Raw genomic sequence first — 15,313 nt, forward strand, 5'->3', positions numbered from 1 at the left:
GGTGCTTTTTTTGATGCTTTTTTACTAAATTTGGGGCATAAAATTCCTTTCAAAATGCAAAACTACCTGGATCTTTTACAGCATATTTTAGACAACGGAACCGATAAAACTGATAGAACAGGCACCGGAACAAGAAGTGTGTTTGGTTATCAGCTAAGATATGATCTGTCAAAAGGGTTTCCTTTGGTGACCACCAAAAAAGTGCATTTGAAATCCATTATCTACGAATTGCTTTGGTTTCTGAAAGGAGATACCAATATCAAATATCTTAAAGATAACGGAGTAAGTATCTGGGATGAATGGGCAGATGAAAATGGTGACCTTGGACCTGTTTACGGGGCACAATGGAGAAGCTGGAATGGATCAGACGGAAAAATAGTGGATCAGATCACGGAAGTAATCGACCAGATCAAAAAGAATCCGGACTCCAGAAGGCTGATCGTTTCCGCATGGAATGTGGCAGAGATCCCGAATATGGCGCTGGCACCTTGTCATGCATTATTTCAGTTTTATGTAGCAGACGGTAAATTATCATTACAGCTTTATCAGAGAAGTGCAGATGTTTTTCTTGGAGTTCCTTTCAATATTGCCAGTTATGCACTGTTACTGATGATGGTAGCACAGGTTTGTGATCTTGAAGTGGGAGATTACGTACATAGTTTTGGGGATGTTCATATTTATAACAACCACTTTGAACAGGTAAACAGACAGCTTTCAAGAGAAACAAAATCTCTTCCGACCATGAAGCTGAATCCGGAAGTGAAAAATATCTTTGATTTCGATTTTGAAGATTTTACCTTAGAAAACTATGATCCACATCCGGGAATTAAAGCTCCTGTAGCTATTTAATATGACCTGATTTCCTGATTGTCTTTTGTAATTGGCAGATTTCTGTTATTTTTGAAGTTTGTGAGAATATATTGCTCATCACAGATTTTGAAAAATATTATGGAAAAAAAATTAAACAATCGTTATCTGATATTGTTGAATATCCTGATCATTGTTTACAATCTTTATATATGGCTGTCCATTTTTATAGAAAAGGTAATCGTAGCAGATGACTTAAAAGAGGCATACAATTCGAAATATATTTCGAAACCTTATGTAAGCTATATTTATTCCTATCTGGATTCTTCCAATATGGCAGCAAGGCCGGTATCCGGATTCGTGACAGGAACTTTGGTTTTTCTTTCACAGTATAATGCTTCCGTTTATCTTTTAGGAATACTGTTTTTTCCGCTTTCTTTAATTGCTTTATATTGGGTGATACAAAAAATTCTGTCAAAAGAATTGGCAAGCCTGATTACCTTATTGTATTCATGTTCTCTGATTGGTACAAGCATTCAGTTTTCTCCAATCATGCTGAACTCAAATCTGGCAACCCTGTTCTTTTCTCTAAGTATTTATTACACATATGTTCGTAAAAATATTCTCTGGAGTGCTCTGTTTTTTATACTGTCCATATTAAGTTATGAGATTTTCCTGCCGCTTATTCTTTTAAACTTGTTTCTTATCAAAGAAAATAAAAAACGGGTTATATTCCTGCTGTTGACACTTGGTACAATTGTTTTTTTCAGGAAAGTAATTCAGCCGGAGATATTTGCTCACTCATATCAAAGAGATGAGGTTGGGAAAATCTTCGAATTGAAAAGAGTCGTGCAGGTAACTGTTTTAACTGCAAAGTTATTTTTCAAAGATATCTTTGTCGGGATTTATAAAGGGATATTAAATCTTAGAAACCTTTATATTATAGAAGTATTGTTAGCTTTGATCATGTCTTCTATAGTTTATAAGATATTTTCCGCTTATGATTTTAAAAGCAAATTAAAAGACATTAAAAATATAGGATTAATTTCTTTGATTTCAATTGTTCTTGCAGTAAGTGTTTACTATGTTTCCTCCTATATTCCTACACTTTTTGGGTTTGATAACCGAAGTCTTGGAGCTGTTAGACTCTTTTATACCATCTTTATCATTTCAGGAATCATTTACCTGTCCTTTAAATTTAAGTTGGGCAATAAAACTGTCAGCACTCTTTTTGCTGTCTTGACTTTCATTCTTGTTATAACCAATATCAGTGTGAAAAATGCATGGATCTATGCCAGTCGGTTCAATAATACCATGTTTCATCAGCTGAGTGTAGCTCTTAAAGCAGATCATATCGAAAGTGGAGTAGTCTGTCTGAGATATGATATGTTTACGGAACTCAAGACTAATCCGCATTTTATTCTTAGAGAACCTATTTTCTATAACAATTGGGAATGCCGGATGCTGTCTGAAATAAATGGGATCGATGCTAAAAAAGTCAAGGTTTTTAATGCAGACAGACAAACGAAATGTGAGATGGTGTTTCTGTATAAAGACGGAAAAATTATCAGAGAGAGGTAATGTATTGAGTAAGGAAGCCTGAGGCTGGAAGTTATTGCAACCTTAATATGACTGTTGTTTTATTTTTGAATATTGTTTACTGATCATTCTGAATGAAACGGAGCGAAATGAAGATTCTATCCTATTGATGTTTATAATATACCTCAACATATCTTAGAAAGCCTGTAAATCGTCTCCGGTTGGCTAGTACCCTCCAGCTTTCCGATTCCATCTTCCATCCTTCCTCTTTCCCACAAAAATCACCTTTAAAAAAGCGCCAACAGACCTATTCTTTCTAAAATAAGTTTTAAATTTGAAAGAACTTGATATTAACCTTTTAACAAAAGGAATAATTATAAACCAATCACAAGATCATGAAGTATTTAAAAATAAATATTGAAGAAAATGCCGATCCTGAAGTACTAAAAAATATTGTACTTCAGTTGAAAGGGGTTGCTTCAGCCGAAATCGTTGATGACGAAAATCCGGAAAGTGAACTGAAAAAAGCTTTTGCCAAAACAAAAGAGCAGTTGAAAACAGGAGATTACGAAACTTTAGTCAATGATATTTTCGATATTATCATAAAAAAATAACTCTAAAATTATAAAGTAGACAGATGAGAAAGGCCATATTATCGATTGCGATACTCGGAATCTTTTTTTCCGCCAACGTATCAGCACAGACCGAAACTTCAGGAAGAGAAAGTGTGTACAGAGCTACCCACACCAAGGTAACAGAACTGAAACACACCAAACTGAAGGTAAACTTCGATTATCAGAAAGAACAAATGAATGGAGAAGAATGGTTAACTGCCTCTCCCTATTTCTACCCTACCAATGAGCTGATTCTTGATGCAAAAGCAATGTTGATCCATGAAGTAGCCCTTGATAATAATGGTAAAAAATCTCCTCTAAAATATGAATATAAAGACGATGTTCTGAAAATCACACTGGATAAAACTTACCAGAAAAATCAGGACTATACAGTTTACATCAAATATACATCCCGTCCAAATGAAGTGAAACAACAGGGAAGTATGGCGATCAATGATGCGAAAGGGCTTTATTTCATCAATGCCCAGGGAACAGATTCTGATCTCCCGACTCAGATCTGGACGCAGGGAGAAACAGAATCATCCTCTGCATGGTTCCCAACCATCGATAAATCCAATCAGAAAACAACTCAGGAAATCTATATGACAGTTCCTGATAAGTATGTGACGCTTTCCAATGGTCTCTTGAAAGATTCTCAAAAAGAATCCAACAGCCTTAGAACCGATCATTGGGTAATGGATAAAAGGCATTCGACTTATCTTTTCTTTATGGGAGTAGGAGAATATGCTATTGTAAAAGACAAATGGAAGAATATTCCGGTAGATTACTATATCGAGAAAGAATACGAACCTTATGCGAAACAGATCTATGGAAACACTCCTGAAATGATCGAGTTTTTTTCTAAAAAGTTAAATTATGATTATCCATGGGCAAAATATGCACAGATTTCCGGTAGAAATTATGTGAGCGGAGCGATGGAAAATACAACAGCAACCCTTCATGGAAGCGATATTCTTCAAAAGCCCGGACAGCTGATTGATGAAAATACATGGGAAGATACCATTGCCCATGAATTGTTTCATCATTGGTTTGGGGACCTCGTAACAGCAGAAAGTTGGAGCAACCTTACCGTAAATGAATCTTTTGCCAATTATTCCGAATACCTTTGGAATGAATATAAATATGGAAAAGATCAGGCAGATTATCACCTTATGAAGGACGTGAATATGTACCTTCATAATCCTAATGATTTTAAGAAAAACCTGGTAAGATTCAATTATGATTCCCGTGAAGATGTCTTTGATCTGGTTACCTACCAAAAAGGAGGAGGGATTTTGAATATGCTGCGAAACTATTTAGGTGATGATGCTTTTTTTGCCGGTATGAATGATTACCTGAAGACCTATGAATATCAGAATGCAGAAGCACATCAGCTGAGACTTTCCTTTGAAAAAGTTTCCGGAAAAGACTTGAACTGGTTCTTCAATCAATGGTATTTTGGAAGCGGAAACCCTAAGGTTAATTACTCATTTACCTTTGAGCCTGTGAAAAAACAGGTGTCGGTGATCATTAATCAGACCCAGGATCAGATGTTTGAATTTCCTCTGGCTATTGATGTCTATGACAATGGAAAACCAAAGAGATATAATGTATGGGTAAATGCAGATGCAAAGAATACATTCAATTTTGATGTTTCTAAAGCACCAGACTTAGTGAATATCAATGCTGATGGAGTTTTGTTGGCAGATATTACCGATACAAAAACTCCGGAACAGAATCTGTTGCAGTTTACAAACTCCAAAGAATTTAAAAGCAGATATACAGCTTTAACGGGAATAAAAGATCAGGTAGGAAAGAATCCTGCGGCAACAAAATTATTGGCAGCAGCGCTGAAAGACCCGTTTTTCAGAATAAGAATGAAAGCTTTGGAATTAATGGATCTTACCAATCCTGAACAAATGAAAGTATTAGGGGCTGATGTTGAAAAACTGGCTTCCAGTGATCCTAAAACCCTGACACAGGCGGCTGCTATTGCTGCTTTGGCAAAAACAAAAGATAGAAAATACCTTCCGCTTTTTGAAAAAGGAGTGGGTGCTGTTTCCAATGCTGTGAAAGGAAGCTCATTAGGAGGTGTGCTTGCTGTAGACCCGTCAAAAGCCAATTCATTAGCAGATAAAATCAATCTGGATGGAGCTTCAGATGAGTTACAGGCACAGTTGCTTCCAATTATTGTAAAGAATAAGGTGACTTCCCAAATGTCGAAAATTGCTCCACTGGCAGCATTTTATCCGTTTATCAAATTCCAGAATCCGGAATTGGGTAAATCGGCAGAAGAAGGGTTCAATTGGATCATGACCTCTGATAATCTGAAAGCTACCGAGAGTATAACTAAGATTTTAGGATACGCTAAAAATCAGATGGGAGATAATCCACAGGCTAAAATGATGGTGGTGCAAATGCTGAAAGATGGGTTAAGTAAAAAAATGGAATTGCTGAAACAGAATCCACAAAATGCTGCAAGTATCAATAAACAGATCGATGCTCTGAATAAGGCCATTGAAAATTATAAATAAAATGTAAAGCCGGCAAAATTTGCCGGCTTTCTTATTAATGGATATACAATTTCCAAAGACTTTTATGTATAGAACCCTGTTACAATAGAACTGAGTCGGTAAAAAATAATGGGTTTTTACGGAATCTATCTGATTTGCACTGATTTTTAACAATAGTATAAAAATCAGGTATTTTTGCTGTTGTTTTTTGCGGTATCTTTCATAAATTCGTTTAAAATTTAAAGAAATATGAGTTTTGGAATTGAAGCAGCAAGCTATTATGTACCTTCTTTGTATTTGGAAATTAAAGATTTAGCCGAAGAAAGAGGTATAGAACCGGCGAAATTGGAGAAAGGGTTAGGACTTCATAAAATGGGATTGCCTGATGTACATGAAGACGCTGCAACTTTTGCGGCTGAGGCCTTATTAAGATTAATTCAGGATTATACGATTAATCCTAAAGAGATATCAAGAATTTATCTGGGAACAGAAAGTGCTTTAGATGCTGCAAAACCAACAGCTTCTTATGCCATGCAAATGGTCGAAAAAGTATTGGAAGAATCATTGGGGGAAAGAGTTTTCAGAAACTGTGATGTAGTAGATATGACTTTTGCATGTGTAGGTGGAGTAGATGCCTTACATAACGCATTGGATTTTGTAAGAGTAAATCCCGATAAAAAAGCTGTAGTCGTTGCCAGTGATTATGCAAAATATGAATTAGCCTCTTCAGGAGAATATACACAGGGTGGCGGAGCAGTTGCGTTACTTATTTCTGCAAAACCTGATCTTCTTGAAATAGAAAATAACTGGGGAGTAGCTACAGAAAGTGTTTTCGATTTCTTCAAACCAAGAAGACAGTATAACAAAGAAGATTTGAACGGAGCTCCGGAAATGTATCCTGATAAGATTGAAGTCTTTACTGACGAACCTGTTTTTGATGGACAGTATTCTAACCAGTGTTATCAGGATAGAATAAGAGAGGCTTATCAGCATTATAAAGAGATTACAGGTAAAGAAAAACCTTATAAAGACTGGAAGTATCTTGTTTTTCATCTTCCTTATGCTTTCCATGGTAAAAGAGTATTTACCGAAATCTACAGTCTTGAAAACGGAATTTCGTATCAAACGCCGAATGAGCAGAAAGCGGTTGCTAAATCTGAAAATTATATGCAGCTGATTAATTCAGCTATTGAAAAGACTCAAAGAGCTTCTTCAGAAATTGGAAATATGTATACGGCTTCTATTTTTATGGCGTTACTTTCCGGTTTGCAGACTTCCTTTAATGAGAATGAAGACCTGTCTGGAAAAGAGATAGGATTCTTCGGATATGGAAGTGGTTCCAAGTCAAAAGTATTTGCAGGTAAAATCTCTCCCAACTGGAAAACAGTGGTGGAGAAATGGAATTTATTCAAAAACCTGAATAATAGAAGAGCTGTTGATTTTGAGACCTATGAAAAGCTTCACAAAAAGCGATTAAGTCAATCTGTAAATCCCGATTACAAAGGATTTGGCCTTGTTTCTATAGAAACTAAGAATCCTGTTTTAATTGGGGCAAGATATTACCATCGTCAGAATTAAAAATAAATATTTAAGTTATTAAAAGCATTCTAATTTTTAGAATGCTTTGTCTTTATTGGTTGATTTATTTGTTTATTTTTTATTATTTCATCTGTTTTATTGGTAAAATGTAATTTTAAATTTACATATTGTTCATTTAAAATCACATTTTAATATAAATTTTTCATTCATTTTCTAGATTTTATATAATGTGTTGAAATTTTTAACGATTATTAAAATTTATCTAATATTATTTTTTTTAAAAATTCTTTAACTTTTTTTTAACAAAATACAGGTAAGTATTTTGTTATTTTTTTATAAAAACGAAATTAATACGTTATAACCTGTTGTTTTATAGCTATTTATTAGTTTGGATTTTTTGTTTTTATTAACAAATTTACTTCAGAAAAAAATGTTAATATGAATGTGAAATTAAATGTATTAAGTGCTGGTGTGCTGTTTTTTATAGGACAGGGGATTTCAGCACAAAAAGTAAAAAAGGACACCATTTCCACAAAGGAAATTGATGAAGTCCTCGTAGTAGGATATGGTACTCAGAAGAAAAAAGAAATTACAGGTGCTGTGACTTCTATTAAAGCTGCTGATGTTGCCACTATAGCTGCTCCAAGTTTTGAACAGCAGTTGGCAGGTAAAGCTGCGGGGGTTCAAATTACAAGTACTACAGGAGTATTGGGAGAGGCTCCTAGAGTAAGGATTAGAGGAGTGGCATCCATAAATTCGGGAATATCACCTCTATATATTGTCGATGGTATTCCGATTTTTTCAGGAGATATTGGAGGGCAAACCTCAACAAATGGATTGGGTGACATTAACCCAAATGATATTGAATCTTTCGAGGTTTTAAAAGATGGGGCTTCAACAGCAATTTATGGCTCAAGAGCTGCCAATGGAGTAATTTTGATCACTACTAAAAAAGGAAAAGGAGGACGATTAAGCCTGAATTTCAGTAATTATGCAGGGTATGCAATGCCGGTAGGTTTGTATAAATTACTTCAGACTCCAGAGTTTATAGCAATTTCAAATGAAAAAAGATCAAATGCAGGGCAGTCTGCTATTGCTGTGGGAACAGAGTATAATACAGATTGGCAAAAAGCGGTTTTGCGATCAGCTGCCTTTCAGACGGATAATCTGTTGTCTGCCTCGGGTTCATTTGGGAAATCCAATTACTATACTTCTATAGGATATACAAAGCAGGAAGGAGTTGCGATACCTAACGAAATGACAAGATTTTCTACCCGGGCAAATATAGATCATCAAGCTTTTGATTGGTTAAAAATCGGAACGAATCTCAGTTTTACAAAAACAGACTATGTGGGTTTAAATACAGGGTCTTCTTCACTTTCTGGTAACGTTTATAATGCAATTAAACAGTTGCCTAATACTCCGATTTATAACCCAAATCATCCGACAGGATACAATATTGATTTTCAAGATCCCCGGATAGTAGGAAGATGGCAGAACTTATTGCAGGCAGGAGATAATATTACCAACATTATGTATGTGCTTGATAATAATAAATTGCAATCCGGTGTAAATAGATTGATTGGGTCTGTATATGCGGATGTAAGACTGTATCCTTTTTTGAATTATAGAATTCAGGTGAGTGCTGACCAGTCTCAAACCAAAGGTTTTTATTATTACAACCCATTACATGGTGATGGGCAGGGAGGAAATGGTGAAATCAGAAATGATTTTTCAGATTATCTAAGAAATAATATCCAAAATATTTTGACATTTAATAAAACATTTGCAGAAAAGCATAATGTTACCTTAGTATTGGTAAACGAATATCAAAAACAGAAACTTCAAAGTTTTTATGGTGGCGGAAAAGATTTATCTAATACTTTTTTTAACAATGGAGTTATTTCAGGTTCTATGGGAACTCCACAATCAGGAGGAGGAATAACCGAACAAGGTATATTGTCATATGCAGCGAGGTTTAACTACAATTATGCTGGTAAATACTTTTTACAGGCATCTGTTAGAAGGGATGGATTGTCTTCTTTGCCGTCGAAAAATAAATGGGGGAACTTTCCAGGAGTGTCTGCAGGTTGGACTGTTAGTAAAGAAAACTTCATGCAAGGTGTTAGTGATGTAATATCTGATCTTAAGCTAAGAGCTTCTTATGCCAAAGTTGGAAATACTGATATTGGTAATTATCCATATTTAGGGTTATTTAGTAATTTGAAATATGCAAATTATAATGGCTTGGCATATTCACAGATTGGGAATGATGAATTACGATGGGAGACAAGCAAAAAAATTGACTATGGGGTAGATTTAGCATTGTTTAGAAATAAATTGAGATTAACTTTTGATTATTTTGAAAACAAGATTTCAGATATGATTTTGGATGCTCCTTTGGCACTGTCGCTTGGGGTACCTAATAATAGTATTTCTAAAAATATTGGAGATATGCAGAATAAAGGGCTGGAATTTTCTGTAGACTACAGTGTGATTAATACACAAAATTTTGGATTAGATGTCAATGCGAATGTTACGTTTATGAAAAATAAAGTGTTGACTCTTGCAAATAATAATGCAGATATTTTCTCAAGTGCTAATAATATTATCCGGGCTGGTGAATCTTTGAGATCTATTTACGGATTTGAGTACTGGGGAGTAAATGCAGCTAATGGGAATCCTGTATATTACAAAGCAGATGGGAGTTTGGTTCAGGGACTTGTTGGGAAGGGGGCTTATGCTGTATTTAATCCTTCTAATCCTGATGATGTGTCGAAAGCGGCTAATTTAAGTGCATTAACGGATAGAAAGGTGTTGGGTAGCTCTTTGCCAAAGTATTTCGGAGGGTTTAGTTTTAAATTTAGATTCTATGATTTCGATTTGGGTACAACTATTCGATTTAGTGGAGGTAATAAAATATTTAATGCTACCAGAAGAGATTTAATGACATTGAATTTCAATAATAACTCAACTGAAATTTTGGGAAGATGGCAGAGTCCTTCAAATCCAGGAGATGGAATGACTCCGAAATTATTTTTTGCAGATAATACCCTTAGTAATTCTACAAGTAATGCTTCGTCAAGATTTTTGGAAGATGCTAGTTTTATTAAGTTTGATGTGATTAGTTTAGGATATAATTTTCCAAAGGAGGCCCTTAAGGCTATTGGTGTGAGAAGTTTGAGGATTTATTTTCAGGCTCAAAATGCTTTTATCATTACTAAATATAAAGGATTAGACCCAGAAATGGAATCTGCTGGTGTAGATTTTAATGGGACACCTCGTCAGAGAGTATTTAGTATGGGGCTTAATGTTTCATTATAAATTAAGATAACAATGAGAAAAAATAATATAATAAAAAAAGGAGTGTCAATTTTATCGATATCGTTATTAATGGCAATAATGAACTCTTGTTCAGATAGAGAAACCTTAGACTTGCAGCCGTACAATAATGTAGATGAGAATTTAGCTTTTTCAACAGCAGGGAATGTTGATCTTTCTATAATGGGGGTTTATAATGCTGCACAAAATGGAATTTATAAAACGAGCCCTGATGCTCTGAATACTCCTAGAGGATATGTGTTTGGTGCAGCTTATATAGAGCAGAATGATATGCGTGGAGAAGATATGGTGAATACGGCAACTTTTTACCAACTGACATATACGGCAACTTATGATGGTGGTTCACCTAATAATGTCCATTATTGGATGAATGCTTATGGACTGATTAATAAAGCAAATATCGCAATAGAAGGTCTGAGAAAGGCCGGGAGTAGTGGTGTGATTACAGGAGAAGTTCGTGATAATTATTTGGGCGAGATGTATTTTTTACGAGCGTTGGCTCACTTAGAGTTGTTAAAGCATTTCTCCAGACCCTATAATTTTACGTCTGGTGCAACTCATCCGGGAATACCTTATCGGGTGACAGCTATTACTAGCCCCAGTACAATTGATGAAGCTCTTAAAGTAGGTAGAGGGACAGTAGCGGAAACATATTCAAAGATTCTTGCTGATTTAGATATGGCAGAAACCTTGACGGGAAGTAGTAGTACAAGGGCTGGCAATATCAAGATTACCAGAGCAACTAAAGAAGCTGCTATTGCATTGAAAGTTAGAGCTTACTTAAATATGAGAGATTGGTCAAAAGTCCTTACCGAGGGAGCGAAGTTAAATTCGGTTTATTCCCTTACTGCTTCTCCTAGTCAACCATTTATATTGGCAAGTAATTATAATAATTCAGAATCTATTTTTTCTATTGAAAATTCTGCTAATACAAATCCGGGGACTAATGCGGGACTAGCATCTATGTATAATAATAGATCATTAGTGTGTATTAGTCCTATCATCTGGAGAAATCCTAGATGGTTAGCTGATGATAAAAGAAGAGAAGAAACGACAATGGTAAGAACCGCTTCTACAGGAGTTAAATTTGTCAATAAGTATAAAGATGTTACTAATTTATCAGATGGAGCTCCAATTATAAGGTATGCTGAAATACTTTTATCTATGGCGGAAGCTAATGCCAGGCTAGGTAATGCAGCAACGGCAATTACTCAGCTTAATCGAGTGAGAAACAGATCGTTGGCTACTCCGGCTACTCAGGAATATACACTGGCTTCGTTTACTGATGCTACTTCTTTGGTAGATGCTATTATAACAGAAAGAAGAATTGAGTTTTTAGGAGAAGGGATGAGATGGGGAGATATCCACAGGTTACTATATGATGATTTAGTACCTACTCCTGGTATTCCTGCTAAAATGGCAAACGGTATGCCTGCAGGATCTGCTTTTGCGTTGGGAACTTCATACACAGGACCGTTGGGTGTTGCTATGGTTCCCAAAACAGATTTCAGGATTTTATGGCCACTTCCAAATGATGAAGTGGTGAATAATCCCACTCTTGCTGCGCAACAAAATCCAGGTTGGTAAAAAATGAATTCTAAGATCGGTTTAAAGGAAAAAAGTATAATTTATTTTGTGAAAAATATAATTTAAATGCCCAAAATAAAGTCAGAAAACATTCTCAAAAGTATGCTGATTTAAACTGATTTTTAGAGATCATATATTAACAGATTTTTAATTTTATTTTCACGAAGACTGCCTTTTTAGGTGGTCTTCCTGATTTTTATCAGGTTGTTTTTTATGTTTTTTCGCTGAAAAGTATTCGCCTTTTTGCTTATTTTAACGAAAAAATGAATATGATTTATTTTATTTTTTTCGTTTATATAATTAATTATGGTTTATTTTTTTCATTTTATGTTTTAAATTAATGTACATTAATTTTTATTTCATTTTTCTTTAAAATTCCATTAATATTCAAAATGCTTTGGCATTCTTTAAAATTTAAAATATAATTAAACTTTTTATTCATCATTTTTTAGAGTTATTTGAGAATAATTCTTATCTGGCAGGCGGTTTTCAGCTTTTAATAAATTGATGTTATTAATATTTATTAACATATTTGTTCCCTTGAATATATTAAAATCTGTTAATATGAATGTGAAGTTGAATGTATTAAGTGCTGGAGCTTTGTTTTTTTTAGGACAAGCTGCCTATGCGCAAAAAACTAAGAATGATTCTATTCTGAAAGAAAATAAGATCGATGAGGTAGTCGTTACGGGATATCAGAAGAAGAAAGCAGATCAAATTACCCAGGCTCAGGCCGTTGTAAGTGGTGATGCTATCAGAAGAAACTCTCCTACAACATCTATCGGAAATTCATTACAGGGTAGAGCTTCAGGGGTTTATGTACAAAGTGCTACCGGACAGCCTGGTTCTGTTGCTACGATCATGGTAAGAGGAGTTGCCGGTGTTGGTGGTTCTTCTGAACCTACTTATGTAGTGAATGGTATGTATATGAATGCTAGACAGTTCAGTGCAATTAATCCTGCTGATGTAGAGTCTATTTCCGTTCTTAAGGATGCTGCTGCTACAGCTCAGTATGGTGCAAGAGGGGCTAATGGAGTAGTTGTAGTAACAACTAAAGCCGGAAAAGCTGGAAAAACTCATTATTCATTCGAAAGTAAATTTGGTTTCAGTGAAAAACTGAAAGATAACAACTTTAAGATGATGAACTCCAGAGAGTTAATGAACTTCCAAAATGAATTAGGATATCTTAACGTAGAAATAAGACCTCAAAAGGAAATTGATGCTCTTGCTGCTTATGATCATGATTGGCAAAAAAGCTTATTGAGACCATCAAGCATTCAATCTTATTTGTTCAGTGCACAGGGAGGATCCAGAGAAAGTACATTCTACTATTCATTGGGATATGATTCTGATAATGGTATTCTTAAAGATGTAGACGGACTTAAGAGATATACAGGTAACTTCGGGTTTACTAATAAACTGAGTGAGAAGCTGAATGTAGGAATCAACGTGGGTGTTCAGTATCAGGTTACACAAAACATCAGAGACAGAAACAATACGCAGAACCCATTCGCAGCGATGTATAAATATGCTCCTTATGAGCCGATTTATAATCCAGACGGAAGCTACAACCAAAAAATGAGAGCGGGTTCAAATACTGTGGAGCAAATCCGTAACAACAGAGTAGAAGACCAGAGATTAAGAATCCCTGCAACTTTATTTGCAGAATATAAAGTGATAGACGGATTGAAATTCAAAACAAATTTCAATGGACTTTTCGACTGGTTCATGTCTACTTCATGGATGAAAAAAGGATCTAACCTGGATTTAACTACAAATAAAATCCCTACGGGTTCATTAAGTAAGAATTCATTCTATGGATTTAACTATACATGGAATAACTCATTAAACTATAAGAAATCATTTGGGAAACATAATTTTGATTTCTTAGGATTTATCGAATATAATGATAACTTCAACGAAACATTAGCGGCAAGTGCTTATGGATTAAAATCTACTACACTTAGCGTTCCGTCTATTACTACTCCTTCCGACAGAAATACATTTACCGGAGCTAAGATCAGAAATACCCTTTTCAGTTTAGCAGGTATGGTAAACTATGATTATGAAGGCAGATATTTACTAACAGGGTCTTTAAGAAGAGATGCTTCTTCAAGATTCGGAGCTAACAACAAGAGCGGGATCTTCTGGTCAACAAGTGCTGCCTGGAACATCGCAAAAGAAGATTTCATGAAAGGTGGTTTCTTCAACGACTTGAAAATTAGAGCTTCTTATGGTACAACAGGAAATGATGGTTCATTATCTGATTATTATAACGTAGCAAATGTTGGTTTCGATTTATACGGAAATGGTGCATCTTTATTCCCTGGAACATACAACAAAGATGAAAAAGTTTACATCATTGGTAACCCTAACCTAAAATGGGAATCGAATGCCGTAACAAATGCTGGGGTTGATTTCTCAATGTGGAAAAGAAGAATCCGTGGTTCCGTGGAGATCTACCAAAACAAGAGAAAAGACTTTGTACAGTTAGTACCTTTAGATAAACAGGAAGGTGCATATTATCAGTATATCAATGCCGGAGATATGTCACAAAAAGGTCTAGAAGCTGAATTAAGCGTAGATGTAATGAGAAAGAAAGATTTCCAATGGACTGTACGTGCTAACATTTCTTTCCAAAAAGCAACGCTTGATAAATTATCAGACGGACAAACTGAAAGAAACCTTGGAACGACTTACCTTAAGGTAGGAGAAGCTCCATATGTGTTCTATAATGTTAGATTCGCAGGAGTAAACGCAGCAAACGGAAACGCTCAATATTACGATAAAGCCGGAAAAATTACTGAAACATATAGTGCTTCCGATGCAGTTCCAATTACAGATAAAACTCCTTTCCCAAAAAGCTTCGGAGGTTTCGGAACTACAATTCAATATAAAGGATTTGACTTTAGTGCAGATTTCACATACAAGTTAGGTGGATATACATATAACAATATGTACGCTGCTGCTGTAGACCAGAGTTTGGCTAAAGGAGGTAGAAACATGGCGCAGTCTGCTGCTGACATGTGGAGAAGTCCACAAAATCCAGGTGTATTCCAAAGAGTAGACACTAATGGTATGCGTGATTCTGATCAGTGGATTGAAAAATCAGATTACTTAAGATTAAGATCCCTTACATTAGGATATACATTTGATAAAGCAGTTCTGGGAGAAGATTCTCCAGTGAGTAAGCTAAGAATGTATGTACAGGGACAGAATTTATTTACAGTAACTAACTTCCACGGTGAGCCAGAAGTTTCTATTGGATCTGGAGAGTCTACAGCACTATTCGTTCCTGGATCATTTAACCTTTATACTTATCCTACTGTAAGAACGATCATGGTGGGAATGCAATTAGAATTTTAATATTGA

8 protein-coding genes are annotated in these 15,313 nt (G+C 35.3%); all 8 read left to right on the plus strand.

Features of this window, described 5'->3' with window-relative positions; genetic code table 11:
• The first annotated feature begins 54 nt into the window (after nucleotides 1–54).
• Nucleotides 55–849: a thymidylate synthase gene (locus DRF65_RS05435; RefSeq protein WP_115969664.1), complete on the plus strand. Its 795-nt coding sequence runs from the start codon at nucleotides 55–57 to the stop codon at nucleotides 847–849.
• A 99-nt stretch (nucleotides 850–948) separates the two neighbouring features.
• Nucleotides 949–2,388 (plus strand): hypothetical protein, encoded by a 1,440-nt coding sequence (locus tag DRF65_RS05440; RefSeq protein WP_115969529.1) that lies wholly within the window; start codon nucleotides 949–951, stop codon nucleotides 2,386–2,388.
• Between the two features lie 353 nt (nucleotides 2,389–2,741).
• Nucleotides 2,742–2,960 (plus strand): hypothetical protein, encoded by a 219-nt coding sequence (locus tag DRF65_RS05445; RefSeq protein WP_068944240.1) that lies wholly within the window; start codon nucleotides 2,742–2,744, stop codon nucleotides 2,958–2,960.
• A 23-nt stretch (nucleotides 2,961–2,983) separates the two neighbouring features.
• Nucleotides 2,984–5,494 (plus strand): M1 family metallopeptidase, encoded by a 2,511-nt coding sequence (locus DRF65_RS05450; RefSeq protein WP_115969531.1) that lies wholly within the window; start codon nucleotides 2,984–2,986, stop codon nucleotides 5,492–5,494.
• Between the two features lie 228 nt (nucleotides 5,495–5,722).
• Nucleotides 5,723–7,051: a hydroxymethylglutaryl-CoA synthase family protein gene (locus tag DRF65_RS05455; RefSeq protein ID WP_115969533.1), complete on the plus strand. Its 1,329-nt coding sequence runs from the start codon at nucleotides 5,723–5,725 to the stop codon at nucleotides 7,049–7,051.
• Between the two features lie 399 nt (nucleotides 7,052–7,450).
• Entirely contained in the window at nucleotides 7,451–10,336 is a 2,886-nt protein-coding gene (locus DRF65_RS05460; protein ID WP_115969535.1) for a SusC/RagA family TonB-linked outer membrane protein, read from the plus strand.
• 69 nt (nucleotides 10,337–10,405) lie between these two features.
• Nucleotides 10,406–11,941, plus strand: coding sequence for a RagB/SusD family nutrient uptake outer membrane protein (locus tag DRF65_RS05465; protein ID WP_228438547.1), 1,536 nt, complete (start codon nucleotides 10,406–10,408; stop codon nucleotides 11,939–11,941).
• A 564-nt stretch (nucleotides 11,942–12,505) separates the two neighbouring features.
• Complete coding sequence (locus DRF65_RS05470) at nucleotides 12,506–15,307, plus strand: SusC/RagA family TonB-linked outer membrane protein (protein WP_115969539.1); 2,802 nt, start codon at nucleotides 12,506–12,508, stop codon at nucleotides 15,305–15,307.
• Nucleotides 15,308–15,313: the final 6 nt, after the last annotated feature.

Source organism: Chryseobacterium pennae, from assembly GCF_003385515.1.
Classification (GTDB): Bacteria; Bacteroidota; Bacteroidia; order Flavobacteriales; family Weeksellaceae; genus Chryseobacterium; species Chryseobacterium pennae.

Bases quoted from the DNA above. Each gene is read 5' to 3' on its own strand.
- DRF65_RS05450 (WP_115969531.1), top strand. From the start codon at position 2,984: ATGAGAAAGGCCATATTATCGATTGCGATACTCGGAATCTTTTTTTCC.
- DRF65_RS05440 (WP_115969529.1), top strand. From the start codon at position 949: ATGGAAAAAAAATTAAACAATCGTTATCTGATATTGTTGAATATCCTG.
- DRF65_RS05435 (WP_115969664.1), top strand. From the start codon at position 55: ATGCAAAACTACCTGGATCTTTTACAGCATATTTTAGACAACGGAACC.
- DRF65_RS05470 (WP_115969539.1), top strand. From the start codon at position 12,506: ATGAATGTGAAGTTGAATGTATTAAGTGCTGGAGCTTTGTTTTTTTTA.
- DRF65_RS05460 (WP_115969535.1), top strand. From the start codon at position 7,451: ATGAATGTGAAATTAAATGTATTAAGTGCTGGTGTGCTGTTTTTTATA.
- DRF65_RS05455 (WP_115969533.1), top strand. From the start codon at position 5,723: ATGAGTTTTGGAATTGAAGCAGCAAGCTATTATGTACCTTCTTTGTAT.
- DRF65_RS05445 (WP_068944240.1), top strand. From the start codon at position 2,742: ATGAAGTATTTAAAAATAAATATTGAAGAAAATGCCGATCCTGAAGTA.
- DRF65_RS05465 (WP_228438547.1), top strand. From the start codon at position 10,406: ATGGCAATAATGAACTCTTGTTCAGATAGAGAAACCTTAGACTTGCAG.